Genomic DNA, 25,125 nt, shown 5'->3' on the forward strand with positions numbered 1-25,125 from the left:
CTCTGCCTGCACGTTTCGGGACGATCCATACAAGGGAAGAGTTCATGCTTCGAATCCGCAAACTGGTTCTGGCCATGGCAGCAGCCTCGGCGCTGTCCTCGGGCATGGCCAATGCTCTGGGCCTGGGAGAGCTGACCCTCAAGTCGGCGCAGAACCAGCCCCTGGAGGCCGAGATCGAACTGCTCGATGTGCGAGACCTGACCGCGGCGCAGTTGGCACCGAGCCTGGCCCCGCCTGAGGAATTCGCCAAGGCAGGCGTGAACTTCTCGAGCGCCTTGCAGGACTTGCGCTTCACGCCCGTGATCAACCCCAATGGCCGAAGCGTGCTTCGCGTGACCTCCAGTCAGCCCATGCCGGGGCCAGTGGTCAAGTTCCTGGTGCAGGTGATGTGGCCTCAAGGCCGCCTGTTGCGTGACTACAATGTCCTGCTGGATCAGGCCAAGGCCCAGGGCCCAGAAGCCGCAACAGGCAATGTCGCCGCTGCGACCACCGGCCCTGGCAGCTACACGACCCAGCGCCGCGATACCCTGTGGCAGATCGCAGCGCGTAATGCCCAGGGTGGATCGATCCAGCAAACGATGATCGCGATCCAGGCGCTGAACCCGGATGCGTTCATCGGCAACAACATTAACCAGCTCAAGGTTGGCCAGGTATTGCGCCTGCCCGATCAGCAACAGATCCAGAGCATCGCCCAAGGCGAAGCCAATCGCGAGGTCGCTGAGCAGTACGCGGCTTGGCGCGAGGGGCGTCGCCTGGGGCCGCGTGCCCGCCAGCTCGACGCCACCCGGCGTGGTGCCGCAGACGCCGCGCCCGCTGCCATCGCCCAAGGCGACAACCTGCGTCTGGTCAGCCCCGGCAACCAGCCTGGTGCTGGGCAGGCCAAGGCGCTGAACGACAAGTTGGCAGTGGCGCAGGAAAGCCTGGACACCAGTCGCCGCGAAAACGAAGAACTCAAAAGCCGCATGTCCGACCTGCAGAGCCAGTTGGACAAGCTGCAGCGCCTGATCGAGCTCAAGAACGATCAGTTGGCCCGGCTGGAAGCGCAAGGCGCGGCTACCCCTGCGCCAACAGCGACTGTCCCTGGCGAACCCGGTCAGCAGGCCCCGGCGCCGTCCCAGGCGGCTGTGCCTGTGACCGATCCGGTGCCGACGGCGAGCCAGCCGACCGTTCCCGATCAACCCGTGATCGCGCCAGCGCCCTCGGTTGCGCCAGACGCTCAACCCGCCGCACAAACCTCGTCGGATAGCACCCTGGACGACGTGCTGGGAAGCCGCTGGTTGCTATGGCTGATCGCCGGTTCTACCGTCTTGGTCCTGGCGCTGCTGCTCTGGCTGCTGGCGCGTAAGCGCAGGGCCCAACAGGAAGCCGAAAAGCATTTGCGCATGGCGCGCGCTTTGGAGGAGGAGCAGATCGAGGGTTTCGATCCAGAGGACGACAGCCTTGATGGCGTAGAAGTCGTGTCCCCGACCGTTACGCTGTCGCCAGCGGCAGTCGCCGCCTCAGCGGCAGCCGCAGCGGCCTCTGAAAAACCGGCTGCACAGCCTGTGCGTGAGCCTGCGGCAGACCCTTATGGGCCATTGTTGGCACAGGCGGACACGTGCATTGCCGAAGGCCGCCTGAACCGCGCCACCGAGCTGCTGGAGCCTGCAGTTGCCAGCGCGCCCAGACGCGATGACCTGCGCTTGAAGTTGATGGAGGTCTATGCCCGCCAAGGTGATCAAAGCGCATTCGCCGAGCAGGAGCGCCAGTTGCCGGCGACGGCCGGGAACACGGCAGAAGTGGCCAGCCTTCGCGAGCGTTACCCGGCGATGTTGGCCCTCGCCGCGGCCGGCGTGGGTGCGGCTGCCTTGGCAGCCAAGCTAGACGAGCAGTATGTGCAAGGGCTGCTCGATGATCAGCCGGGTTCACCGCATGCAGAGCCAGCAGAGTCGGACACACAGGCCGCCGCCGGGCCGGACGCCTTCAACGATATTCCGACGCTCGACACTGCGGCGCTGGATGATCAGGCGCTGGAGGACAACTTCGACTTGAGCCTGGACGACCCTTCTCCCGAACCCGCGACATCGGCTGCCGACCCGGCCGATGAGGCGCTCTCTGCAGGAGGGCAGATGCAAGACCCGGCCGATGCAGACTTCGAAACCTTGCTGGCGCAGGCCAGTGCTGAAGCTCAACCAGCCCAGGACCTGTCCGATTTCGACCTGGACATCGGGGAGCCCGAGGGGGCGGGTGGTCGGGATGACGCTGCGCCAAGTACGGTCGATCCGGTACCGGCTTTCGATCCGGCCACCGATTTCGACCTGCCGGCGGACTTCGACCTGTCCCTGCAGGACGACTCGCCAGGCGCGCAGCAGTTCGCCTCCGAGCTCGATGACGTCAACGCCGAGCTGGACAAGCTTTCACAAAGCCTGGAGTCGCCCTCCCTGGAGCCTCACTTCACTGCCGAGGACGCCGCTGCGCAACCTGAGCTCGAACCGATCGACGACCTGGATTTCGATTTCTTTTCCGGAGCCGACGAAGTGGCCACCAAGCTCGATCTGGCCCGCGCCTACATCGATATGGGTGATCACCAGGGCGCCCGCGACATCCTCGATGAAGTGGTCAAGGATGGCGATGAGCGTCAGCGCGAAGAAGCAGAGGACATGCTTTCGCGTCTGGTCTAGGCCCTCGCGTGAAGCCCTTGGGTTGTAACGCGTGAACCTGATGGCAGCCCTGAACGGCTGCCATTGTCGTTATAATCCCCGGCATTTGGTTCACCAACAGGTTGCAGATTCTTGGACATCATCGACACCGCCTCGGCCGAATCCGCTGCCGAAGGCTGCACGCGCATCGCCCTGGGTGTGGAATACAAGGGCGCCCGCTACCGCGGCTGGCAACGTCAGGCCAGCGGCGTGCCCAGCGTTCAGCAAGCGTTGGAACAGGCACTTTCCAAAGTGGCCAACGAACCCATTTCAGTCGTCTGTGCTGGGCGTACCGATGCCGGCGTGCATGGCTGTGGGCAGGTCGTGCATTTCGACACCCGAGCGGTGCGTGATGAACGTGCCTGGACCATGGGCACCAATTTCAACTTGCCCCATGACATCAGCGTCGTGTGGTCCAGGCCCATGCCTGCCGATTTTCATGCGCGGTTCAAGGCTTGTGCCAGGCGCTATCGCTACGTGATCTACAACGACCCGATTCGGCCTGCTCACCTGGCCGAAGAGGTGACCTGGAATCACCGCCCGCTCGACGTCGAGCGCATGGCCCAGGCTGCCTCAAGTTTGCTTGGCACCCATGATTTCAGCGCATTCCGCGCTAGCCAGTGTCAGGCCAAGTCGCCGATCAAGCACATTTACCACCTGCGGGTGACGCGTCACGGGCAGATGATCGTGCTGGATGTCCGGGCTACCGCCTTCCTGCATCACATGGTGCGCAACATTGCTGGCGTGCTGATGGCTATCGGCGCGGGGGAACGGCCGGTTGAGTGGGCGCGCCAGGTGCTGGAGGGACGGGACCGCCGCGAAGGTGGCGTCACGGCCCACCCCTACGGGCTTTACCTGGTCCAGGTGGAGTACCCGGAGGCGTTTGCGCTGCCTGAGCGTTACATTGGCCCACACTTTCTGACGGGCTACGATGCATTGGCGGACTGACGCACGAAGCGCCATTTGCTAAGATTCCGCCTTTGACCGCGCAAACAGGTGGCTGTCCATGAGCATCGTTCGCAGTAAAATCTGCGGGATCACCCGCATCGAAGACGCTCTGGCAGCTGCCGAGGCCGGCGCCGATGCCATCGGGCTGGTCTTCTATGCCAAGAGCCCGCGTGCCGTGAGCGTACAGCAGGCGCGTGCCATCATTGCCGAGCTGCCGCCCTTCGTGACCACGGTCGGGTTGTTCGTCAATGCCACGCGTTGCGAGCTGAGCGAAATACTCGAAGCGGTGCCCCTGGATCTTTTGCAGTTCCATGGTGATGAAACCCCGCACGATTGCGCAGGCCATCACCGGCCGTGGATCAAGGCACTGCGCGTACGTCCGGATGACGACCTGAAACTTGCGTGCCGGCAATATGCTGGCGCATCCGGTATCTTGCTGGACACCTTCGTGCCGGGTGTGCCTGGGGGCACGGGCGAAGCGTTCGACTGGTCACTGGTGCCTGCCGACCTGGGCAAGCCGATCATCCTGGCCGGTGGCCTGTCGGCGGACAACGTCGGGCAGGCGATCGCCCAGGTGCGCCCGTACGCGGTCGATGTCAGCGGCGGGGTCGAGCAAGCCAAGGGCATCAAGGATGCGGCCAGAATAGAAGCATTCCTACGCGCGGTGAAACAGGCTTGAGCAGATGTGACGGCAGGCAGCGTGCCATCGTCCATAGCTATCTCAGCCCGTGGGCCGGCTGGCCCCGCGTGGGGCGGTCAACCGAATTGTTCAGGGTGGCGCGGCAGGGGTACTGAACCCGGATCGCCGTTTCACCCACGTTTTAAGCATTTGAGCTCAAAAGGGCAGGGCAGGCCGGCTACGCTGGTCCCCTCCCGCCGATACTGGAGAAAGAAAGCATGAGCAACTGGTTAGTCGACAAACTGATCCCTTCCATCATGCGTTCCGAGGTGAAGAAGAGCTCGGTACCTGAAGGCCTGTGGCACAAATGCCCGTCCTGTGAGGCCGTGCTGTACCGTCCGGAGCTGGAAAAGACCCTGGACGTATGCCCCAAGTGCAACCACCACATGCGCATCGGCGCACGTGCTCGCATCGATATCTTCCTGGATGCCGAGGGCCGTGCCGAGCTGGGCGCTGATCTTGAGCCGGTCGACCGGTTGAAGTTCCGCGACAGCAAGAAGTACAAGGACCGCCTGACCGGCGCGCAGAAACAGACCGGTGAAAAGGACGCCCTGATCTCCATGAGCGGCACCCTGATGGGCATGCCGATCGTGGTCAGTGCATTCGAATTCTCCTTCATGGGCGGTTCCATGGGTGCCATCGTCGGCGAGCGCTTCGTGCGCGCAGCCAACTATGCCCTGGAGCATCGCTGCCCAATGGTGTGTTTCTCGGCTTCCGGCGGTGCCCGCATGCAGGAAGCGCTGATCTCGCTGATGCAGATGGCCAAGACCTCTGCCGTGCTGGCGCGTCTGCGTGAAGAAGGCATCCCGTTCATCTCGGTACTGACCGACCCGGTCTACGGTGGCGTGTCCGCCAGCCTGGCGATGCTGGGCGATGTCATCGTTGGCGAACCCAAGGCCCTGATCGGCTTTGCCGGCCCGCGCGTCATCGAGCAGACCGTACGCGAGAAGCTGCCTGAAGGCTTCCAGCGCAGCGAATTCCTGCTGGAGCACGGTGCCATCGACCTGATCATCTCTCGTGGCGACCTGCGTCCACGGCTGGCGCGCCTGCTGGCCCAGATGACCGGCCAGCAGACACCGGTCGAAGCCCTCGAGGCGGCTGCGGTCGCGTGATGACCCAACGGACCCTTGGCGAGTGGCTCGCCTATCTTGAGCAGTTGCACCCCTCGGCCATCGACATGGGGCTGGAGCGGTCGCAGGCGGTGCTGGCGCGCCTGGCGTTGGGCAAGCTTGCCCCACGTGTGGTGACGGTAACGGGCACCAACGGCAAGGGGTCGACCTGCGCGTTCCTCGCTTCGCTGCTGCGTGCCCAGGGGTTGAAGGTTGGCGTGTACAGCTCGCCGCACCTGCTGCGCTACAACGAGCGGGTGATCATCGACGGCGTCGAAGCCAGCGATGCGCAGTTGTGCGAGGCGTTCGCAGCGGTCGAGGCGGCGCGCGGCGCAATCTCCCTGACCTATTTCGAGATGGGTACCCTGGCGGCGTTCTGGCTGTTCGAGCGTTCGCAGCTCGACGCAGTGGTGCTGGAAGTCGGGCTGGGCGGGCGGTTGGACACGGTGAATGTCGTGGACGCCGACATCGCGCTGGTGACCAGCATCGGGGTCGACCACATCGATTACCTGGGCGATACCCGCGAGCAGGTGGCCTTCGAGAAGGCCGGTATCTTCCGTGCCGGCAAGCCTGCGCTCTGTGGCGACCTCGATCCGCCCCAGCCGCTCCTGGACAAGGCCAGCGAACTGGCGGCCCCGCTGCGGTTGCGGGGTCGCGACTTCGACCTTCAGGTGGCCGAGCATGGCTGGAGCTGGTACGGGACGTCCGGCGAAGGTGAAAAAGTCGCCTTGATGGACCTGCCCCTGCTGGACCTGCCCATGGAAAACGCAGCCTTGGCCCTGCAAGCCTACCTGCTGAGCGGCCTGCCCTGGAGCCCTGCGCAGCTGAGCCAGGCATTGGTCCAGACGCGCATCACGGGTCGTCTCGACCGGCGCGTGATCCACTGGCGTGGCGTCGCGGTGGAGCTGCTGCTGGATGTGGGGCATAACCCACATGCAGCGCAGTACCTGGCCCGGCGTCTGGCATCCCGACCACTGATCGGTCGGCGTCTGGCCGTGTTCGGCTTGCTTTGCGACAAGGACCTCGAGGGTGTGATTGCGTCCTTGCATCCCTTGGTCGATGAGTGGGCCGTTGCGCCGCTTGCCACCCCGCGTACCCGGCCCGCCGCGCAATTGGCAGAGGCCCTGACGAACCTCGGCGCCACGGTGAAGTCTTATGCCAGCGTCGACGCTGCCCTGGAGGGGCAGTGCGCGAACGCCACGGCAGATGATCAGATCCTGCTGTTCGGTTCGTTTTTCTGTGTCGCTCAGGCGCTGGAATGGTTGCAGCGGCATCCCCAGGAGGGTGGGATAGATGGCAGTGCTGGATAAAGGAATGAAGCAGCGCATGATCGGTGCGCTGGTGCTGGTGGCGCTGGCGGTGATTTTCCTGCCGATGCTGTTTTCGCGGCAGGATGAAATGCGTGAGGTGCATGTCGATGCCCCAAAAGCGCCTGCTGCACCGTCGCTGCCTGAAGTAAAGGTCGACCCTGTTGCCGTGCCAGAACCCCAGGCCTTGCCGGAGCAAGCGGACCCGTCGCCGGTGGTGGTAGACGAGTCGTCCGCGCCTGCGCGTGCGCCCAGCCAACCCATCACGCCGTCGCCGCAGACACAGCAGGCCCAGCCTGCGCCGGCGGCCGTGGCCAAGGCCGAGCCCAAGGCGCCGGCCGCTTCTGCGCCAACTGCGACGTCGACCAAAGCTGCCGCGTCGTCCAAACTCGACGCCAACGGCCTGCCGGTCAGTTGGTCGATCCAGTTGGCGAGCCTGTCCAACCGGGCAGGCGCCGAGAAGCTCCAGCAGACCTTGCGTAGCCAAGGCTACAACGCCTATATCCGTGCGGCCGGTGGCATGAACCGGGTGTATGTCGGCCCGCTTATCGAGCGTGCCGACGCCGAGCGCACCCGCGATGCCATCAACCGCCAGAACAGCCTCAAGGGCTTTGTCGTGCGCTTCCAGCCGGAACGCAGCTGAAGGCGAGGGGCGGCATCGCCGTCCCGTGCCAGGCAGCGAGCCTGCGGGCGGTGCCCAGCAGGCTTGCTGTGCTGGCTGGATCATCCACTGACATTCCGCTTACCCAAGCACTCGTCGCTCTGGTAAAATCCGCCGCCTCAACGATCTGCAGGCAGCACCGTGGCATTTACCCTGGTTGATTGGGCGATCATTGCGATCATCGCCGTCTCCACACTGATCAGTCTCAAACGCGGCTTCGTCAAGGAAGCCCTGTCCTTGCTCATCTGGATCATTGCCGGTGCGGTGGCGTGGATGTTCGGTGGCTCGCTTTCGGTGTACCTGGAAAGCTATATCCAGACGCCCTCCATGCGCGTGATCGCAGGCTGCGGTATCCTGTTCGTCGCCACCTTGCTGGTGGGGGCGATGCTCAACTTTCTCATCGGCGAACTGATTCGTGTCACCGGCCTGTCGGGCACCGATCGTTTTCTGGGCATGGTCTTCGGCGCCGCCAGGGGCGGCCTGCTGGTGGTCGTGGCACTCGGGCTGCTGAGCCTGGGGCCGGTTCAACAAGACACGTGGTGGCAGGAGTCTCGCCTGATACCTCGGTTTCTACTGGTAGCCGACTGGTCCAAAAACCTGGTTGTGGGCTTCACCAGCCAATGGATGTCCGGCGGAGCGATCAGTACGCCGTCTGATCTTCCGTTCAAGGAGCAGCTGCTCGGGCCGACCCGGCCTTGAGCGCTATTCACTCAAGTTTCATCAAAGTAGGGGTTGCGTCGCATGTGTGGCATCGTCGGTATCGTCGGTAAGTCGAACGTCAATCAGGCGCTGTATGACGCGCTTACGGTCCTCCAGCACCGCGGCCAGGACGCTGCCGGTATCGTGACCAGCCATGACGGCCGGTTGTTCCTGCGCAAGGATAATGGCCTGGTGCGCGATGTGTTCCAGCAGCGCCACATGCAACGCCTGGTGGGCAGCATCGGCATCGGCCATGTGCGCTACCCGACGGCGGGCAGCTCGACCTCCGCCGAGGCCCAGCCGTTCTACGTCAACTCGCCATACGGCATCACCCTGGCCCACAACGGCAACCTCACCAACGTCGAGCAGTTGGCCAAGGAGATCTACGAGTCGGACCTGCGTCACGTCAACACCAACTCCGATTCCGAAGTGCTGCTCAACGTATTCGCCCATGAGCTGGCCGTGCGCGGCAAGTTGCAGCCTACCGAAGAGGACGTGTTCGCCGCGGTCTCCCATGTACACAGCCGTTGCGTCGGCGGTTACGCTGTCGTTGCCATGATCACCGGCTACGGCATCGTCGGTTTCCGCGATCCCAACGGTATCCGCCCGGTCGTCTTCGGTCAGCGCCACACCGACGAAGGCGTGGAGTACATGATTGCTTCGGAAAGCGTTGCGCTCGACGTGCTCGGCTTCACCCTGATTCGCGACCTGGCGCCAGGCGAGGCGGTCTACATCACCGAAGAAGGTCAGCTGTACACCAAGCAGTGTGCCGAGGCCCCGAAACTGCAACCCTGCATTTTCGAACACGTCTACCTGGCTCGCCCGGACTCGATCATGGACGGTGTCTCGGTGTACAAGGCGCGTCTGCGCATGGGCGAGAAGCTCGCCGACAAGATCCAGCGCGAACGCCCGGACCACGGCATCGACGTGGTCATCCCTATTCCGGACACCAGCCGCACTGCCGCGCTTGAGTTGGCCAACCACCTGGGCGTGAAATTCCGCGAAGGCTTCGTCAAGAACCGCTACATCGGCCGCACCTTCATCATGCCGGGCCAGGCTGCCCGCAAGAAGTCGGTCCGCCAGAAGCTCAATGCCATCGAGCTTGAGTTCCGCGGCAAGAACGTCATGCTGGTTGACGACTCCATCGTGCGCGGCACCACCTGCAAGCAGATCATCCAGATGGCGCGCGAGGCCGGCGCCAAGAATGTCTATTTCTGCTCCGCAGCCCCTGCAGTGCGCTACCCCAACGTCTACGGCATCGACATGCCGAGCGCTCACGAACTGATCGCCCACAACCGTACCACCGAGCAGGTGGCCGAGTTGATTGGCGCCGACTGGCTGGTCTACCAGGACCTGCCTGACCTGATCGATTCGGTCGGTGGCGGCAAGATCAAGATCGAGCACTTCGATTGCGCGGTATTCAACGGTGAGTACGTCACTGGCGATATCGACGAAGCCTACCTTGACCGCATCGAGCAGGCCCGCAATGACCTGGCCAAGGTCAAGACGCAGGCGGTCAGCGCAATCATCGACCTCTACAACAACTGATTTCAGGGAGCGATGGCATGACCGATCAATGGGATGCCGGGCGACTGGACAGCGACCTGGAGGGTGTCGGCTTCGACACCCTGGCAGTGCGCGCCGGTCAGTGCCGTTCACCGGAGGCCGAGCACAGCGAAGCGCTGTTCCTGACCTCCAGCTACGTGTTCCGTACGGCTGCCGATGCGGCTGCGCGTTTTGCCGGTGAAACCCCGGGCAATGTCTATTCGCGCTATACCAATCCGACCGTACGGGCATTCGAAGAGCGCCTGGCGGCGATGGAAGGTGCCGAGCAGGCCGTGGCCACCTCCACCGGCATGGCGTCGATTCTGGCCGTGGTCATGTCGCTGTGCAGTGCAGGCGATCACGTACTGGTCTCTCAGAGCGTGTTCGGGTCGACCATCAGCCTGTTCGAGAAGTATTTCAAGCGCTTTGGCTTGCAGGTGGACTACGTGCCGTTGGTCGATCTTGCCGGCTGGGAGCAGGCCATACAGGCCAATACCAAGCTGCTGATCGTCGAGTCGCCGTCCAACCCACTGGCCGAACTGGTCGATATCGCTGCGCTCAGCGAAATCGCCCATGCCCGTGGGGCCATGCTGGTGGTGGACAACTGCTTCAGCACGCCGGCCTTGCAGCAACCGCTCAAACTCGGTGCCGACATCGTCTTCCACTCCGCCACCAAGTTCATCGATGGCCAGGGCCGCTGCATGGGCGGTGCAGTGGCAGGCCGTGCCGAACAGATGAAGGAAGTGGTCGGTTTCCTGCGTACGGCAGGCCCGACGCTCAGCCCATTCAACGCGTGGGTATTCACCAAAGGCCTGGAGACGCTGCGCCTGCGTATGCGGGCCCATTGCGAGAGTGCTCAGGCACTGGCGCAATGGCTGGAACAGCAGGACGGCATCGAAAAAGTGCATTACGCCGGCCTGCCGAGCCATCCGCAGCACGAATTGGCCAAGCGCCAGATGAGTGGCTTCGGCGCTGTGGTGAGCTTCGAAGTCAAGGGCGGCAAGGAAGGGGCCTGGCGCTTCATCGATGCTACCCGGGTCGTTTCGATCACCACCAACCTGGGTGACAGCAAGACCACCATCGCTCATCCGGCCACCACCTCCCACGGCCGCCTGACGCCCCAGGAACGTGCGGCTGCCGGCATCCGCGACAGCCTGATTCGTGTGGCCGTGGGCTTGGAGGACGTGGCGGATCTGCAGGCCGACCTGGCGCGTGGACTGGCGGCATTGTGATCGAAATTGGTCTCAACACGCCCGGCCACAACGGCCGGGTCGCTTTGGTCACCGGTGCTGCGCGCGGTATCGGCCTTGGCATCGCCGCCTGGCTGATCTGCGAAGGTTGGCAGGTGGTGCTCAGTGACCTCGACCGCCAGCGGGGGGCGAAAGCGGCCAAGGCCCTGGGGGATAACGCCTGGTTCATCACCATGGATGTGGCAGATGAGTCCCAGGTCAGTGCCGGGGTGTCCGAGGTGCTCGGGCAATTCGGCAGGCTTGACGCGCTGGTGTGCAATGCTGCGATTGCCAACCCCCACAGCCAGACGCTTGAAAGCCTGAGCCTGGCTCAATGGAACCGCGTGCTGGCCGTCAATCTCAATGGCCCGATGCTGCTGGCCAAGCACTGTGCGCCTTACCTGCGCGCGCACAATGGCGCCATCGTCAACCTGACGTCCACGCGGGCGCGGCAGTCCGAGCCTGACACTGAAGCTTATGCCGCCAGCAAAGGGGGCCTTGTGGCACTCACCCATGCGCTGGCCATCAGCCTGGGCCCGGAGATTCGTGTCAACGCCGTGAGCCCGGGGTGGATCGATGCCCGGGATCCCTCTCAGCGCCGTGCCGAGCCGTTGAGCAATGCTGACCACGCCCAGCACCCCACCGGTCGCGTGGGCACCGTCGAGGACGTTGCAGCGATGGTCGCCTGGCTGCTGTCCCGGCAAGCAGCGTTCGTGACCGGTCAGGAGTTCGTGGTCGACGGCGGCATGACCCGCAAGATGATTTACACCTGAAGGCCCTTTTGGACAGACCAGAAGAGGAGGGGACCGCAAGGTCCCTTTTTCGTGCCCGGGCTTGGCTGGGCACAAATCAAGGTGTGCTCGGCTTTGCACTGGGTTAGCGTTAGCCGCACCTGCGAGTTGGAAAAAAACTCAACAGGGCTATTGACTTAGCGTCGTCACCTGCGTAAATTTCGCGGCCTCAGCGAAGCAAACGCAACACGTTACATCGCGAGGGTGATTAGCTCAGCCGGGAGAGCATCTGCCTTACAAGCAGAGGGTCGGCGGTTCGATCCCGTCATCACCCACCACTTCCTGAGATGTTCCTGACGCTCAAGGCTTCGCAAGAAGCTAACAGCCAGAGAGGAATGCACTGCGCAGCGGTAGTTCAGTCGGTTAGAATACCGGCCTGTCACGCCGGGGGTCGCGGGTTCGAGTCCCGTCCGCTGCGCCATTTTGATTAACAGATGGGTGCTTGTCGCCGGTCTGAAGCCACAAGGTCCAGCACCTTGGGCTGACCCAGTTTCAATCGGGCGCAAGCCTGAACGATACGCAGCGGTAGTTCAGTCGGTTAGAATACCGGCCTGTCACGCCGGGGGTCGCGGGTTCGAGTCCCGTCCGCTGCGCCATCTTCGCTCCAAGGTCCCTAGAACACCTTGAGGCACCCATGAACGAATGGTCATTGCACCGTTTTTCATGCCTTCCCCCAGCTTATCTGGTGGGTAGACCCAAGTTTCAATCGGGCGTAAGCCTGAATGATACGCAGCGGTAGTTCAGTCGGTTAGAATACCGGCCTGTCACGCCGGGGGTCGCGGGTTCGAGTCCCGTCCGCTGCGCCATCTTCGCTCCAAGGGCCTTTGAACACCTTGGCGCTACGTGAAAGCGACCTTCGGGTCGCTTTTTGCGTTTTTGGCGTTTGCCGTATTTACCTTGCCGCCTGCATGAAACCTTGCGGGTACTTCACCAACCAGTGGTTCCTGTACCTGGCTGCTGTGTTGCACAATAGGCACCTTCTTGAAATACCCGGAACCCTCGATGACAAGATCTTCCGTTTCTGGTGCGCTCGTGCTGGCCGCCCTGTTGGCCGTACTGAGCGGTTGTGCGTCCAAGAAACCTGCGGTGTACGAGCATGAGAACTTCGATGACTCAGGCACGTTCTCGCGCAGCTTTCCCGTAGGTGATGCCAACTCCTGCGAAGCGGCCCGCCGTGCGTTGCTCAGCCAAGGCTATATCATCACCAGCAGCGGCCCCAACCAGGTGGTCGGCAACAAGAGCTTCCAGCAGAACAGCGATAACCACCTGCAGATCAGCTTCAACGTCACGTGTGCCCCGGATGCGAGCGACGAACAGCACTCGACCATGTTCGCCAATGCCCTGCAGGACCGCTATGCCCTGAAAAAGTCCAATACATCGGCAAGCTTGGGCGTAGGGGTGCTGGGTTCGGTGTCGATGCCGATTGGCTCGAGCGATGACTCGATGGTGAAAGTCGCCAGTGAGACAGTCACGGCCGCGCAGTTTTACGACCGCTACTTCGCGTTGGTGGAAAGTTACCTGCCCAAGCCCAAGCCCAAGGCGCAATCGTTGAGCCAGCCCAAGGCCGAACAACCCGCGCCGAAGACCGAAAAGCCTGCGGTGGAACTGGGCTTGCCGGAGCAGGCTGCGGCCAGCCCGGCGCCGGTACCGGTCGAGGCTGCACCGGCTGCGCCAGACACGGCCCCCAAGGACGGTGCCTCACCCGCCGCGTTCGCGCCCGACCAGCAGACTGTCCAGGCACCTGCCAGTGGGGATCAACTGAGCTCGCAGCCCGTCGCGCCTCCCGCCGATGCAGCACCCATCGAGGTGCAGCAGGCTGAGCCGGTCACGCCAGCTTCGCAGGATCAAACGGCCCCTCAAGGCCAGCCCTCGACGCCATGAGTCTGCAGGGCCGGTGCCGCCACGATTCGGGCGTCGAGGCGGCCAGGCCCTAGCCAGGTTTGACAGACCGGTCGATCACCGGCACGCCGCTGAGTTCTTGCAGCGCTTGGAACGTGATTTGCGCGCAAATCTCGACCACTTCGAGCCCCGCTGGTGTCACGTCCATTACCGCGAGGTCCGTGTAGATGCGGCTCACGCAACCAATGCCTGTCAGCGGGTAGGTGCATTTGCTCACCAGTTTGCTTTCGCCGGTTTTGGTCAGGTGGTCCATCATCACGAACACCTGTCGGGCGCCGGTGGCCAGGTCCATCGCGCCGCCCACTGCCGGGATCGACCCCTCGGCGCCGGTGTGCCAGTTAGCCAGGTCGCCGTTTACGGAAACCTGGAAAGCGCCGAGCACGGCGATGTCCAAGTGCCCACCGCGCATCATCGAAAATGAATCGGCATGGTGGAAATAGGCGCCACCGGTCAGCAGCGTCACATGCTGCTTGCCAGCGTTGATCAAGTCATCGTCCTCCTCGCCTGGCGCAGGGCTTGGGCCCATGCCCAGTACACCATTTTCACTGTGCAGGAACACTTCCTTGTCGCCCAGGTAGTTGGCGACCAGGGTGGGTGCGCCGATACCCAGGTTGACGTAGGCACCTTCCTCGATGTCGGCTGCAACGCGCTGGGCCATTGCCTCACGCGAGCGTCGTTGGGTGATGGTCATGGACGGGCCTCAGAATGGGTGATTGGATGGGCGGCGTCCGGGACCGCCACCACGCGTTGCACGAAGATGCCCGGTGTGACGATATGCTCCGGGTCCAGCTCACCCAGCGCGACGATCTGGTCGACCTGGACGATTGCAGTCTTGGCAGCCATGGCCATGATCGGTCCGAAATTGCGGGCGGCCTTGCGGTAGATCAGGTTGCCCCAGCGATCACCCTTGTGCGCCTTGATCAAGGCGAAATCGGCATGCAACGGCATCTCCAGTACGTACTGGCGACCGTCGATCTCCCGCGTTTCCTTGCCTTCGGCGAGCAAGGTGCCATAGCCGGTGGGTGAAAAGAAGGCGCCGATGCCAGAGCCTGCCGCGCGAATGCGCTCGGCCAGGTTACCTTGCGGTACGACCTCCAGCTCGATCTTGCCAGCCCGGTACAAGGCGTCGAAAACATACGAGTCGGATTGGCGCGGGAACGAACAGATGATCTTGCGCACGCGTGCGGCCTTGAGCAATGCAGCGAGGCCGGTGTCGCCGTTGCCAGCATTGTTGCTGATGATGGTCAGGTCGCGTGCACCCGTGGCGATCAACCCGTCTATGAGCTCAGAGGGCATGCCAGCGGTACCGAAGCCGCCGACTAGCAGGGTCGAGCCATCGGTGATGCCCGCCACGGCGCTGGCAATGGTTGCATGGGTCTTGTCGATCAAGGCGTAGCTCCCGTCGATGCTTTTAAAAATGCCATCGTGCAGTGCACGATGCGCCCAGCACTGGCTGGCGCTTGATGGGGGATGAACGTGAGCTAGCTTGCCGCAAGCCGGGCCATGGGCGCAGTGGTCAAGGCAGTTTCTGGGCGATTACCGAACCATTGTTGCAAGCGCGCGCCGCGTCGGTCCGTGTTAGGGACGTATTGGATTAAACGAACGCGCCCGTCCACAGGTCCATGTTCCTGATACAAGAGTGCGCACGGCGCGAAAAGCATCGTCACGTCACCCCCATGTCATGTCACCGCTAAGGTGCCGACGAACTCAGCAACCCGTATTCGGATAAGGACGCAGGAAGATGGACGATTACCAGGAAGAGCTACTGGAATTTCAGGCCCACGAGATGGACACGCCCGAACCGGCAGAAGACGCAACCGAACTCTAGTCCCCGCGTCGCTGCGTGCGGCGGTACGTGCCAGGCGTAAGGCCAGTCCAGCGCTTAAACGCGCGCTGGAAGGCCTCTGCCGAAGCGAACCCCAGCAGGTAGGCGATTTCGCCGAAGCTCAACTGGGTATCGCGGATGTAGGTCTCGGCCAGGTCACGCCGCGTGCCGTTCAACAGGTCACGAAAACGCGTGCCTTCTTCTGCCAGCCTGCGCCGCAGCGTCCAGGGCGGCAGTTGAAGCTGCAGGGCAATTTCGTCGAGCTCCGGCTCACGTCCCCCATTGAGCAGCGGCCCGAGCAGGTGGGTGATGCGTTCGCCCAGGCTACGCACGCGCGTCAGCTGCTGCATGTGTGCCTCGCTTACGGTCAGCAGTTGATGCCAGGTGCTGGGGCAATGCCTGGGGTTTGGCAGTTGCAGCGTGGCGCGGCTCAGGCGCAACTGGTTGCACTCGGCGGCAAAGCGGACCGGCGCGCTGCACAGGGGCTGATAGAGGGGGGCGTAGCTTGGGGCTGCAAACTCGATGTCCACGCGCTCGGCCACCACTGGCGTACCGACCAGGTCGCCCAGCTGGGCCAGCCAGCCGGCGAGCAGCGAGTCGACCACAAAGCGGTTATAGGCGTTGTACGGGCTGATGGAGTAAAAACGCAGCCAGGCGCCTTCGCCATCTTCGCAGTAAGTGGACTGGCCTCGATAGTTGGAGGCGTACAGCGGCTCGAAGCGCAGCAAGGTGCGCGCCGCCTCGCCCAGGGTTGGCGCTTGCGCTGCCGTGACCCCGGCCAGCCCGGTATGGGCCAGCCGGCTCAACTGGCCAATCTGCAAACCCAGTGCAGGTTCGGCGCACAATGCGATGGCGGCGTGGCCCAGGTGCATGTAGCGCGGTATCGACAGGCGCGCATTGGCCTGGGCCAGCCGCGCCGTGTCCAGGCCATAGCGTTCGAGCAAGGGTGCAGGGTCGTGGCCCAGCCGTCGAATCGCGTCCGCCAAGGGTTGCACGAAGCCTACCGACAGGTCGCCCAGCCTTACCTGCGGGCGGCTCATGGTGCTAGAGCCATATATTCAGCAAGCGGGCACCTGGGCTGGGTGGCCCGGTCAACAGGTCGCCGGCTTGCCAGGCAAATCCTTGCCCATCGGCGCCTTGCTCCCAGAACTGGCCGCGCATGAAGACGCTCACACTGCTCACCTGATGACCGACAGGCGCGGTCAGCCGGTGCCAGGCCTCTTGCTCGCTGACCTCGCCACGCTTGACGGGCAAGTGCGTGCTGACAGGCTGGTGGCGATTGCCGCGCCAGGGTGTCAACCAGCTGTGCCTGCCGCTCAGAAAGGCAGGGATGGCCACCAGTTCGACCGATTGGGCCAGCAGCTGCTGGTGATTTTCCGGATACCAGCTGTCGCTCCCCACCAATACCCCAAGCCGCCCCGCAGGCGTGTGCAGCACCTGCAGAGGCTGGTCCACACCAGGGTGGATGAACCGCCTGTTCTCGCTGTCCGGATAGTGCTGGCGCTGGGGTTGGCCCAGGATGTTACCGTCACCGGCGAATACCACGCTGCTGTTGAACAGCGGCCCGCGCCCGGGGTGCAATGCACCCTCGCTGACATAGGGCTGCGGAAGCACGATCGAGCCAGCTACCAGGGTGACGCCGAATTCCTTGGCCAAGCCGCCGAACACCTGCTGGTAATCGGCTGCCATCTGATCGGCCTTCATGCGCAGATGGGCATCGGCCCGTCGGTCATCGCCCTCGGCCGCAAGCATGGCCCAGCCATAGCGGAGCGGGTTACTCAGTTCGAACCATTGCAGTGCTTCACGCTGCTGGGTCACCTGGTAGAACGCGTTTTTCTCGCCACGTGCCCACAGCCAGGTACCGATGTGCTCAGGCAATACCACCACGGTGCGAGGCGTGATCAGGCCTAGCGTGCGCGCCTGCTCGAGGTAGGCGGCAAGTTTGCGGTGCAGGCGTTGCAGGTCCTGGTAGTCCCCTGGGTACAGCAGCGGCTCGACGCCCAGCAGGTTGCCATGCTCGCCGGGTTGCCCGTGGTTGACTGCCAGCTCGATGCGCAGATCGGACAGGTAGTGCCCCTGTGGGCGCTGTTGGGTCCAGAAGGCGTAACCACACAGGGCGGCGATCACCCCCAGCAGCAGGGCACTTGTCAGAAATTTTTTCATGAAACGCTACAAGGCAATGGGCATGAAGGAGCCTTAGGGTAGACGCGCTGTTCGGGATGATCAATAACTTGTCAGTTCTGGTCATTGAGCCGGTTCAAACGGCTGTTTACTGTCTGCTTCATATAACGACAGGGCCGCCTCAGGGCGCAATGCCCGTTTACCGTGATCACCAGAGAAGCCGAACCATGACCGACACTCGCTACCCGCACCTGCTGGCCCCGCTGGACCTGGGCTTCACCACGTTGCGCAACCGTACCCTGATGGGCTCCATGCACACGGGGCTTGAGGAACGCCCAGGCGGGTTCGAGCGCATGGCTGCCTATTTTGCCGAACGGGCGCAGGGCGGCGTAGGGCTGATGGTCACCGGTGGCATTGCACCCAACGATGAAGGCGGTGTTTACGCAGGCGCCGCCAAACTCAGCACCGAAGCCGAAGCCGAGCAGCACCGTATCGTCACCGAGGCGGTGCACGCCGCAGGGGGCAAGATTTGCCTGCAGATCCTTCACGCCGGGCGCTATGCCTACAGCCCGCGCCAGGTGGCGCCAAGCGCCATTCAAGCGCCGATCAACCCGTTCAAGCCGCGGGAATTGGACGAGGCGGGGATCGAAAAGCAGATTGCCGACTTCGCCCACTGCGCGCTGCTTGCGCAGAAAGCTGGTTACGACGGTGTCGAGGTCATGGGCTCGGAAGGCTATTTCATCAACCAGTTCCTCGCCGCCCACACCAACCATCGCACCGACCGTTGGGGCGGCAGCTACGACAATCGCATGCGCCTGGCCGTGGAAATCGTCAGCCGGGTGCGCCGCGCGGTGGGCCCTAACTTCATGATCATCTTCCGCCTTTCGATGCTCGACCTGGTCGAAGGCGGCAGCACTTGGGACGAGATCCAGACCCTGGCCAAGGCCATCGAGCAGGCGGGGGCAACGTTGATCAATACCGGTATTGGCTGGCACGAGGCGCGCATTCCCACCATCGCCACCAAGGTGCCGCGTGCAGCCTTCAGCAAGGTCACCGCCAAGTTGCGCGGGGTAGTGGGTATTCCTTTGATCACCACCAACCGTATCAATACGCCAGAAGTGGCCGAGGCGGTGCTGGCCGAAGGGGATGCGGACATGGTGTCCATGGCCCGTCCGTTCCTGGCCGATCCTGCCTTCGTCAACAAGGCTGCCGCCGGGCGTGCTGATGAAATCAATACCTGTATCGGCTGCAACCAGGCGTGTCTGGACCATACGTTTGGCGGCAAGCTGACCAGTTGCATGGTAAACCCAAGGGCCTGCCATGAAACCGAACTCAACTACCTGCCCGTGCGCATGGCCAAGCGCATTGCCGTCGTGGGCGCCGGCCCAGCAGGCCTTGCCGCTGCAACGGTGGCTGCCGAGCGTGGCCATGTGGTGACCTTGTTCGAATCGGCCAGCGAAATTGGCGGTCAGTTCAATGTTGCCAAGCGCGTGCCAGGCAAGGAGGAATTCAACGAGACCCTGCGGTATTTTCGCAACAAGCTGCGCAGCACTGGCGTCGACGTGCGCTTGAACACGCGCGTCGACGTGCCAGCGCTTGTGGCCGGCGGCTATGACGACATCATCCTCGCGACCGGCATCCTGCCCCGTGCACCGGCGATCCCGGGGATCGCGCACCCCAAGGTGCTCAGCTACCTGGATGTGCTGCTCGAGCGTAAGCCTGTGGGCAAGACAGTGGCTGTGATCGGCGCAGGGGGCATCGGTTTCGATGTATCCGAATACCTGGTGCATCAGGGCGTGTCCACCAGCCTGGACCGCGAAGCGTTCTGGAAGGAGTGGGGTATCGACACCCACCTCGAAGCCCGCGGCGGTGTGGCCGGTATCACACCCCAGCCCCACCCACCTGCCCGGCAGGTGTACCTGATGCAGCGCAAGACCTCCAAGGTGGGGGACGGCCTGGGCAAGACCACTGGCTGGATCCACCGTACCGGCTTGAAGAACAAGCAGGTGAAGATGCTCAATGGGGTCGAGTACCTGGCCATTGATGACGCGGGCCTGCACGTGCGCATTGGCGGCGGCGAGCCGCAGGTGCTGGCGGTGGACAACGTGGTGATCTGCGCAGGCCAGGACCCGCTGCGCGAATTGCAGGACGGGCTGGTGGTTGCGCGGCAGTCGGTACACCTGATCGGCGGTGCTGACGTGGCGGCAGAGCTCGACGCCAAGCGGGCGATCGACCAGGGGTCGAGGTTGGCGGCGCAGCTTTGATTCACCGCCCGCGCCAGATGCTCTGCTGATAGACTGGCGCCCATGCCTGTCGAACTCCCCTTGGCCCCTCTGCAACGCCTGACATTGCCCTGGCTGGCGAAGGCCCAGGTCGAGGCTGCCATCCTGCGCCTTGACCTGATCGACCCCCTGGTCAGCGGCAACAAGTGGTTCAAGCTGCGCCACCATCTGGAACAGGCGCTCGATGCCAAGGCCCCCGGCCTGGTGAGCCTGGGCGGCAACCATTCCAACCACCTGCATGCTCTGGCCGCTGCCGGCAAGCGCTTGGGCCTGGCCACGGCCGGCCTGCTGCGGGGTCATCCACGCCAAACACCCACCGTGCAGGATTTGCAGGCCATGGGCATGCAACTGCACTGGCTGGGCTACGAGGGCTACCGTGGTCGTAACGAGGCGGGTTTCTGGACGCCTTGGCACACGCACTATCCCGGCTGGCACTGCATCCCCGAAGGCGGAGGCGGGCAGGCCGGTGCGCAGGGGTGCGCGTCGATCGTGACTCAATTGCACGCGCAGCTTGCGACGCTGGGCTGGTCGGACTATGACGCCTGGTGGTTGGCCGCTGGCACGGGCACCACGCTGGCGGGCCTGGTGCTGGCCGAATCAGGGGCCCATGCCGTGCATGGGGCGCTGGCCGTACCCGAGCACTATGGCGTGGCCGAGACCGTGGCGGCACTTGCCGGCACGCAGGGCTACCGCCTGCACAGCGCCAGCCTGGGCGGCTTCGGCAAGTTCGACGATCAACTGCTGGCCTTCATCGCCGACTGCGAGCAGCAGGCCGGCGTTCCTTTCGAGGCGCTCTACACCGGCAAGGCATTGCTTGCGCTCAAGGCTCAGGTCGAAGCCGGGCTGTTCGCGCCCGGCACTCGCCTGGTGTTCGTCCATACCGGCGGTTTGCAGGGCCGCCGGGGTTACTTGTAAGGCAGCATGCGCAACAACGTATTGTCGCGTTTGACATAGTGATGATAAAGGCCGGCCAGTGCATGCAGTCCGATCAGCCAGTAGCCCCAGGTGCCGATACGCTCATGCCAGCCCTTGATGAACTTGGCCAGGTCCAGATCAGGGCCGATCAGGTGCGGCAACTCCAGGCCATAGAACGGCACCGGTTTGTCGGCGGCGCTGAGGATCAACCAGCCGGCCAGCGGCATGCCGATCATCAGCAGGTAGAGCAGCAGGTGAACCAGATGGGCCAGCCCGGTTTGCCAGGCCGGAGGTTTAGGGGATATGGGCGGCGCGCGATGAAGCACGCGCATGGCCAGGCGCAGCCACACCAGCACGAATACGCTCAGGCCCAACATGAAATGCAGGTCTTTCATCAGGTTGCGCTCTGCACTGTCGCGCGGGAAGATTCCGCGAAACTCGATACAGGCATAGACAGCGGCCAGCAGTACCAGCATCAGCCAGTGCAGGACAATGGACACGCGCGCGTAATGGCGCGCCGGGGTGCTCGAAACCATGCTTGTTCCTCATCGGTCGGTGGGGTGGCGCTCTTGGTGGCGCTCAGGTCCAGTTTACGGTTTACCCAGGCTGTATCATTGCTCTAGGTCGGTGAAAAATATGTTGCCGCCCATGAGCGGGATCTGAGGTCACAGGGCCAAGTCGCCCGGCCACTGATCAGCAACCAGAAACACCCGCTCTATCTCTTGCCAGCTGCCGTCCTGCTGCCGCTGCACATTGACCAGCAATTGCGCAGGCGCATCGGGTGCCAGCAAGTGCAGCCAGGCGGCGAACTGAGCTGCGCTCCAGACCTCGCAGGCCGCACACCGTGCGGGGGCGAGCCAGGCACTGCGCACCAGCGGTTGCCAATGCGCGCCGGGTGCGCTGATCCAGTCCTTGCGATGCAACCAGCGGCCACGCAGGTGCAGGGGGTGTACACCCAGTGGCGCCTCGCTCGGGGCCAGCGCCGGGTAGAACAGGTAGCCCCCCATCCACATGCTGGCCTGCACCGGGGGCAGGTCGAGCCGCTCAAGGGCGGTACGGCCCTGGGTGCTGGCCGACATGGGCAACTGGTGGCGGCGGATGTGTTCCAGCTTGGCTTGCAGGCGATCGTGGCAGCCAGGCCCTAGCCAGCCGCCCGGGTCGGTACCAAAGCGCTCGGGGCCCAGGTACAGCTTGATGGCCAGCTCCAGGTGATGCACCCCGTCGCGATCACGCAGCACCACATCCAGCTCGCCCAGGGTCCGGCCGTCTTCACGGATAGCCAAGTTGGCCGCCAACAGTTCCACGCCGGGCGCCTGTTGCAACGCAAATTGCCACAGGCGCTCGTAATACAGCCCAAGGCGGCGACTGCCAAGGCCCTTGAGCCAGTGCTGCAAGGGCGTGTCATCAATGTCCAGCCCGTACAACCAGGCCTGCAATGCCTGCGGCCGTTCGATCCAGAGGCTGCCTGCCAGCGGGTGGCGCTGGGGGCAGCCTGCGCGCTCGAGCAGCGGCGGCGAGAGCAGGGTCCAGGCAAGGTCACGCACCGCAGGGCGCTGTAATAGCCGGGGCAGGTGCACGAGCGAAGGAAATGGCATCATCCTGCGAGCATAGCCGGTTTGCCGCTGCTTCGTGGTTCGCCCATAATCGCTGCATCGTCACCCGTCGCAGAGCCTTGCAGGAGCCCCATGGAGCAATTTCGCAATATCGGTATCATCGGTCGTCTCGGCAGCTCGCAGGTGCTGGACACCATCCGCCGACTGAAAAAATTCCTCCTCGAGCGCCACTTGCACGTGATCCTCGAAGACACCATCGGTGAAGTCCTGCCGGGCCATGGGCTGCAGACCTCCACCCGCAAGCTGCTGGGCGAGGTCTGTGACCTGGTCATCGTGGTCGGCGGCGACGGCAGCCTGCTGGGCGCTGCGCGTGCCCTGGCGCGGCATAATATCCCGGTACTGGGCATCAACCGGGGCAACCTGGGCTTTCTTACCGACATTCGTCCGGATGAGTTGGAAGAGAAAGTCTCCGAAGTGCTCGATGGTCACTACCTGGTCGAGAACCGTTTCCTACTGCAAGCCGAAGTGCGCCGTCACCAGGAGGCGATCGGCCAGGGTGATGCGCTCAACGACGTGGTCCTGCACCCAGGCAAGTCCACCCGCATGATCGAATTCGAGATCTACATCGACGGCCAGTTCGTCTGCAGCCAGAAGGCCGACGGCCTGATCGTCGCCACCCCGACCGGCTCCACGGCCTACGCTTTGTCCGCCGGCGGCCCGATCATGCACCCCAAGCTTGATGCAATCGTCATCGTGCCCATGTACCCGCACACCTTGTCTGGGCGGCCGATCGTCGTCGATGGCAACAGCGAACTGAAGATCGTGGTGGCCAAGGACCTGCAGATCTACCCGCAGGTGTCGTGCGACGGTCAGAACCACTTCACCTGCGCACCCGGTGACACCATCACGGTGAGCAAGAAGCCCCAGAAGCTGCGCCTGATCCACCCGCTGGACCACAACTACTACGAAGTCTGCCGCACCAAGCTTGGCTGGGGCAGCCGCCTGGGGGGCAGGGACGACTGATGCTGGATCCGGCGCGCAGTTTCGACATCATCGGTGACGTTCACGGCTGTGCCTTGACCCTTGAGCGCTTGCTCGATGCCCTCGGTTACCAGCGCATTGCCGGCGTCTGGCGCCACCCTCGGCGGCAGGCGCTGTTCTTGGGCGATATCGTGGACCGCGGCCCGCGTATCCGCCAAGCCCTGCACATCGTTCACGACATGGTCGCCGCCGGGCAGGCGCACTGCATCATGGGCAACCACGAATACAGTGCACTGGGCTGGGTGACGCCGGCACTGCCGGGCAGCGGCAAGGCCTTCGTGCGCGAACATACCCCTCGCCACGCCAGGCTCATCGACGAAACCCTCACCCAGTTCGCCAATCACCCTGCGGACTGGCAGGCGTTTCTCGACTGGTTCCAGACGCTGCCACTGTTCATCGATGCCGGTCGTTTCCGCCTGGTCCACGCCTGCTGGGATGCAAGCCTGATCGAGCCGCTGCGGCGCCAGTACCCCGACGGGCGCGTCGATCGCCACTTCGTCCAAGCCTCGGCGGTGAGCGGCAGCTTTGCCGCCAACGTTTGCAACCGCCTGCTGCGCGGCACCGACATGCGCCTGCCCGATGGCCTCACCCTGACCGGTGGCGATGGCCTGACCCGCGCGTTCTTCCGCACCAAGTTCTGGGAAGATGATCCGCAGACCTATGGCGATATCGTTTTCCAGCCCGATGCGCTGCCGGCGGAGGTGGCCAACACACCGCTCAGCCACAGCCAGAAAAGCGCGTTGCTGCGCTATGCCGAGGACGAGCCCATGCTGTTTGTTGGCCATTACTGGCGCAGCGGCCGGCCCGCACCGATTCGCAGCAACCTGGCCTGCCTGGACTACAGCGCCGTGCTGTACGGCAAGCTGGTCGCCTACAGGCTGGACGATGAAACCCGTATCGACCCCCGCAAGTTCGTCTGGGTGGATGTCGACCGACCACAGGCTAGCCAATGAACATTATCCAAGTGATGCGCCTGCCGCTGACGGTCGACCTCAGCGGTTTCGTGCAGATGCTGCAACGCTTGCAGGTGCCGCACCGGGTCAGCGAGAAGGGCGAGGACCAGGTACTCTGGGCGCCTGAGGCCCTGGCTGACGAGGTGTTGCACCTCTACCAGCGCTACCCCGATGGCAACGCCGACCTGCAGGCCGAGCCTGACGCCGCGCTACCCGACCAGCAGGGGCAGGACATGTCACAGCCGTCGCTGCTGGCCCAGGCCAAGGCCTGCAAGGTCACCGCCCTGACGCTGTTGCTGACGTTCGTGGTCGCCGGGCTTACGGGCCTGGGCGACAACTTCACCACCATCGGCTGGTTCACGTTTCTCGATTTTCACGTGCAGGGCGATTACCTGTACTTCACGCCGCTGGCCGAGGGTCTGGCGCACGGGCAATGGTGGCGGCTGGTCTCGCCGATGCTGCTGCATTTCGGTGCGCTGCACCTGGCCATGAACAGCCTGTGGTTCTGGGAGCTGGGCAAGCGCATCGAATTGCGCCAGGGCCCATGGACGCTGCTGGGGCTTACCGCGCTGTTCAGCCTGGTATCGAACCTGGCCCAGCACTACACCACAGGGCCTGGCCTGTTCGGTGGGCTTTCAGGCGTGCTCTATGGCCTGCTCGGGCACATCTGGCTGTACCAATGGCGGGCACCGAACCCGCACTTCAACCTGCCCAAGGGCGTGCTGGTGATGATGCTCCTCTGGCTGGTGGTGTGCCTGACCGGCGTCGTCGGCACGCTGGGCCTGGGCCAGATCGCCAACGCCGCGCACGTCGGAGGGTTGCTCATCGGATGCCTGACCGGGCTCTTGGGTGGGGCGCTCTCCCGGCGTAAACTGTCGGCTTGAATCAGG

Annotated in this window: 22 protein-coding genes and 4 tRNA genes; 20 read left to right on the forward strand and 6 right to left on the reverse strand. The window is 63.7% G+C overall.

Annotated features, from left to right (window positions below; translation table 11 throughout):
• The first annotated feature begins 44 nt into the window (after positions 1-44).
• The 15 genes from B2J77_RS06625 to B2J77_RS06695 all read left to right on the forward strand — a co-directional run bounded on the left by B2J77_RS06625 (position 45) and on the right by B2J77_RS06695 (position 13,527).
• A complete protein-coding gene (locus B2J77_RS06625) occupies positions 45-2,660 on the forward strand; it encodes a FimV/HubP family polar landmark protein (protein WP_078478228.1) in 2,616 nt (871 codons plus the stop codon).
• Between the two features lie 111 nt (positions 2,661-2,771).
• Positions 2,772-3,626, forward strand: coding sequence for a tRNA pseudouridine(38-40) synthase TruA (truA, locus tag B2J77_RS06630; RefSeq protein WP_058605539.1), 855 nt, complete (start codon positions 2,772-2,774; stop codon positions 3,624-3,626).
• A gap of 58 nt (positions 3,627-3,684) precedes the next feature.
• Positions 3,685-4,305 carry a phosphoribosylanthranilate isomerase gene (locus B2J77_RS06635; RefSeq protein WP_058637674.1) on the forward strand — a complete coding sequence of 207 codons (621 nt, stop codon included), beginning with the start codon at positions 3,685-3,687 and terminating at the stop codon, positions 4,303-4,305.
• Between the two features lie 218 nt (positions 4,306-4,523).
• Positions 4,524-5,417 (forward strand): acetyl-CoA carboxylase, carboxyltransferase subunit beta, encoded by an 894-nt coding sequence (gene accD / locus B2J77_RS06640; RefSeq protein WP_058605537.1) that lies wholly within the window; start codon positions 4,524-4,526, stop codon positions 5,415-5,417.
• On the forward strand, positions 5,417-6,724 hold the full coding sequence (folC, locus tag B2J77_RS06645; protein WP_078478229.1) for a bifunctional tetrahydrofolate synthase/dihydrofolate synthase: 1,308 nt from the start codon (positions 5,417-5,419) through the stop codon (positions 6,722-6,724). The genes accD and folC overlap by 1 nt, the downstream gene beginning before the upstream one ends.
• Entirely contained in the window at positions 6,708-7,364 is a 657-nt protein-coding gene (locus B2J77_RS06650) for an SPOR domain-containing protein (protein WP_058605535.1), read from the forward strand. Before folC ends, B2J77_RS06650 begins: the two co-directional genes overlap by 17 nt.
• A 159-nt stretch (positions 7,365-7,523) precedes the next feature.
• Positions 7,524-8,081: a CvpA family protein gene (locus B2J77_RS06655; RefSeq protein WP_058605534.1), complete on the forward strand. Its 558-nt coding sequence runs from the start codon at positions 7,524-7,526 to the stop codon at positions 8,079-8,081.
• A gap of 42 nt (positions 8,082-8,123) precedes the next feature.
• Positions 8,124-9,629, forward strand: a complete 1,506-nt coding sequence (gene purF / locus B2J77_RS06660; protein WP_058605533.1) for an amidophosphoribosyltransferase — start codon at positions 8,124-8,126, stop codon at positions 9,627-9,629.
• Between the two features lie 17 nt (positions 9,630-9,646).
• The gene (locus B2J77_RS06665) at positions 9,647-10,858 is read left to right on the forward strand and encodes an O-succinylhomoserine sulfhydrylase (protein ID WP_027916499.1); all 1,212 of its coding nucleotides are present in this window, start codon (positions 9,647-9,649) and stop codon (positions 10,856-10,858) included.
• Positions 10,855-11,628 carry an SDR family oxidoreductase gene (locus B2J77_RS06670; protein WP_058605532.1) on the forward strand — a complete coding sequence of 258 codons (774 nt, stop codon included), beginning with the start codon at positions 10,855-10,857 and terminating at the stop codon, positions 11,626-11,628. Before B2J77_RS06665 ends, B2J77_RS06670 begins: the two co-directional genes overlap by 4 nt.
• A 220-nt stretch (positions 11,629-11,848) precedes the next feature.
• A tRNA-Val gene (locus B2J77_RS06675) sits at positions 11,849-11,924 on the forward strand.
• Between the two features lie 66 nt (positions 11,925-11,990).
• A tRNA-Asp gene (locus B2J77_RS06680) sits at positions 11,991-12,067 on the forward strand.
• Positions 12,068-12,165: 98 nt separating this feature from the next.
• A tRNA-Asp gene (locus B2J77_RS06685) sits at positions 12,166-12,242 on the forward strand.
• A 133-nt stretch (positions 12,243-12,375) separates the two neighbouring features.
• Positions 12,376-12,452: transfer RNA gene (locus tag B2J77_RS06690), tRNA-Asp, on the forward strand.
• Positions 12,453-12,648: 196 nt separating this feature from the next.
• Positions 12,649-13,527 carry a DUF2242 domain-containing protein gene (locus B2J77_RS06695; RefSeq protein ID WP_078478230.1) on the forward strand — a complete coding sequence of 293 codons (879 nt, stop codon included), beginning with the start codon at positions 12,649-12,651 and terminating at the stop codon, positions 13,525-13,527.
• Positions 13,528-13,576: 49 nt separating this feature from the next.
• Here the strand turns inward: B2J77_RS06695 and B2J77_RS06700 are convergent, their stop codons facing one another.
• The 4 genes from B2J77_RS06700 to B2J77_RS06715 form a co-directional block, all read right to left on the reverse strand.
• A complete protein-coding gene (locus tag B2J77_RS06700; RefSeq protein ID WP_078478231.1) occupies positions 13,577-14,236 on the reverse strand; it encodes a 3-oxoacid CoA-transferase subunit B in 660 nt (219 codons plus the stop codon).
• The gene (locus tag B2J77_RS06705) at positions 14,233-14,934 is read right to left on the reverse strand and encodes a 3-oxoacid CoA-transferase subunit A (RefSeq protein ID WP_058637668.1); all 702 of its coding nucleotides are present in this window, start codon (positions 14,932-14,934) and stop codon (positions 14,233-14,235) included. Before B2J77_RS06705 ends, B2J77_RS06700 begins: the two co-directional genes overlap by 4 nt.
• A gap of 435 nt (positions 14,935-15,369) precedes the next feature.
• Positions 15,370-16,410, reverse strand: coding sequence for an AraC family transcriptional regulator (locus B2J77_RS06710; RefSeq protein ID WP_078478232.1), 1,041 nt, complete (start codon positions 16,408-16,410; stop codon positions 15,370-15,372).
• Between the two features lie 4 nt (positions 16,411-16,414).
• Positions 16,415-17,533, reverse strand: coding sequence for a nitrilase-related carbon-nitrogen hydrolase (locus B2J77_RS06715; RefSeq protein WP_058637666.1), 1,119 nt, complete (start codon positions 17,531-17,533; stop codon positions 16,415-16,417).
• A gap of 185 nt (positions 17,534-17,718) precedes the next feature.
• Between B2J77_RS06715 and B2J77_RS06720 the strand changes: the two genes are divergently transcribed.
• Entirely contained in the window at positions 17,719-19,755 is a 2,037-nt protein-coding gene (locus B2J77_RS06720; RefSeq protein ID WP_078478233.1) for an NADPH-dependent 2,4-dienoyl-CoA reductase, read from the forward strand.
• Positions 19,756-19,797: 42 nt separating this feature from the next.
• Positions 19,798-20,688, forward strand: coding sequence for a 1-aminocyclopropane-1-carboxylate deaminase/D-cysteine desulfhydrase (locus tag B2J77_RS06725; protein ID WP_078478234.1), 891 nt, complete (start codon positions 19,798-19,800; stop codon positions 20,686-20,688).
• Here the strand turns inward: B2J77_RS06725 and B2J77_RS06730 are convergent.
• Both B2J77_RS06730 and B2J77_RS06735 read right to left on the reverse strand, forming a co-directional pair.
• A complete protein-coding gene (locus B2J77_RS06730; protein WP_058605524.1) occupies positions 20,679-21,224 on the reverse strand; it encodes a cytochrome b in 546 nt (181 codons plus the stop codon). The genes B2J77_RS06725 and B2J77_RS06730 overlap by 10 nt on opposite strands.
• Before the next feature lie 129 nt (positions 21,225-21,353).
• Positions 21,354-22,283 (reverse strand): DUF1853 family protein, encoded by a 930-nt coding sequence (locus tag B2J77_RS06735; protein ID WP_153008544.1) that lies wholly within the window; start codon positions 22,281-22,283, stop codon positions 21,354-21,356.
• Between the two features lie 90 nt (positions 22,284-22,373).
• On the opposite strand from B2J77_RS06735, the gene B2J77_RS06740 reads away from it, so the two are divergent.
• The 3 genes from B2J77_RS06740 to B2J77_RS06750 are packed head-to-tail and all read left to right on the forward strand — an operon-like array spanning position 22,374 to position 25,119.
• A complete protein-coding gene (locus tag B2J77_RS06740; RefSeq protein ID WP_023533692.1) occupies positions 22,374-23,264 on the forward strand; it encodes an NAD(+) kinase in 891 nt (296 codons plus the stop codon).
• Entirely contained in the window at positions 23,264-24,235 is a 972-nt protein-coding gene (locus B2J77_RS06745; RefSeq protein WP_058605522.1) for a metallophosphoesterase, read from the forward strand. Before B2J77_RS06740 ends, B2J77_RS06745 begins: the two co-directional genes overlap by 1 nt.
• A complete protein-coding gene (locus tag B2J77_RS06750; protein WP_078478235.1) occupies positions 24,232-25,119 on the forward strand; it encodes a rhomboid family intramembrane serine protease in 888 nt (295 codons plus the stop codon). Before B2J77_RS06745 ends, B2J77_RS06750 begins: the two co-directional genes overlap by 4 nt.
• The last annotated feature ends 6 nt before the right edge of the window (positions 25,120-25,125 follow it).

The sequence above is a fragment of the Pseudomonas parafulva genome (genome assembly GCF_002021815.1).
Classification (GTDB): Bacteria; Pseudomonadota; Gammaproteobacteria; order Pseudomonadales; family Pseudomonadaceae; genus Aquipseudomonas; species Aquipseudomonas parafulva_B.

What these genes read in the sequence shown, in the direction of transcription:
- B2J77_RS06625 (WP_078478228.1), top strand. Translation starts at nt 45, where the DNA reads ATGCTTCGAATCCGCAAACTGGTTCTGGCCATGGCAGCAGCCTCGGCG.
- B2J77_RS06635 (WP_058637674.1), top strand. Translation starts at nt 3,685, where the DNA reads ATGAGCATCGTTCGCAGTAAAATCTGCGGGATCACCCGCATCGAAGAC.
- accD (WP_058605537.1), top strand. Translation starts at nt 4,524, where the DNA reads ATGAGCAACTGGTTAGTCGACAAACTGATCCCTTCCATCATGCGTTCC.
- folC (WP_078478229.1), top strand. Translation starts at nt 5,417, where the DNA reads ATGACCCAACGGACCCTTGGCGAGTGGCTCGCCTATCTTGAGCAGTTG.
- B2J77_RS06650 (WP_058605535.1), top strand. Translation starts at nt 6,708, where the DNA reads ATGGCAGTGCTGGATAAAGGAATGAAGCAGCGCATGATCGGTGCGCTG.
- purF (WP_058605533.1), top strand. Translation starts at nt 8,124, where the DNA reads ATGTGTGGCATCGTCGGTATCGTCGGTAAGTCGAACGTCAATCAGGCG.
- B2J77_RS06665 (WP_027916499.1), top strand. Translation starts at nt 9,647, where the DNA reads ATGACCGATCAATGGGATGCCGGGCGACTGGACAGCGACCTGGAGGGT.
- B2J77_RS06695 (WP_078478230.1), top strand. Translation starts at nt 12,649, where the DNA reads ATGACAAGATCTTCCGTTTCTGGTGCGCTCGTGCTGGCCGCCCTGTTG.
- B2J77_RS06700 (WP_078478231.1), bottom strand. Translation starts at nt 14,236, where the DNA reads ATGACCATCACCCAACGACGCTCGCGTGAGGCAATGGCCCAGCGCGTT.
- B2J77_RS06710 (WP_078478232.1), bottom strand. Translation starts at nt 16,410, where the DNA reads ATGAGCCGCCCGCAGGTAAGGCTGGGCGACCTGTCGGTAGGCTTCGTG.
- B2J77_RS06715 (WP_058637666.1), bottom strand. Translation starts at nt 17,533, where the DNA reads ATGAAAAAATTTCTGACAAGTGCCCTGCTGCTGGGGGTGATCGCCGCC.
- B2J77_RS06720 (WP_078478233.1), top strand. Translation starts at nt 17,719, where the DNA reads ATGACCGACACTCGCTACCCGCACCTGCTGGCCCCGCTGGACCTGGGC.
- B2J77_RS06725 (WP_078478234.1), top strand. Translation starts at nt 19,798, where the DNA reads ATGCCTGTCGAACTCCCCTTGGCCCCTCTGCAACGCCTGACATTGCCC.
- B2J77_RS06730 (WP_058605524.1), bottom strand. Translation starts at nt 21,224, where the DNA reads ATGGTTTCGAGCACCCCGGCGCGCCATTACGCGCGCGTGTCCATTGTC.
- B2J77_RS06735 (WP_153008544.1), bottom strand. Translation starts at nt 22,283, where the DNA reads ATGCCATTTCCTTCGCTCGTGCACCTGCCCCGGCTATTACAGCGCCCT.
- B2J77_RS06740 (WP_023533692.1), top strand. Translation starts at nt 22,374, where the DNA reads ATGGAGCAATTTCGCAATATCGGTATCATCGGTCGTCTCGGCAGCTCG.
- B2J77_RS06745 (WP_058605522.1), top strand. Translation starts at nt 23,264, where the DNA reads ATGCTGGATCCGGCGCGCAGTTTCGACATCATCGGTGACGTTCACGGC.
- B2J77_RS06750 (WP_078478235.1), top strand. Translation starts at nt 24,232, where the DNA reads ATGAACATTATCCAAGTGATGCGCCTGCCGCTGACGGTCGACCTCAGC.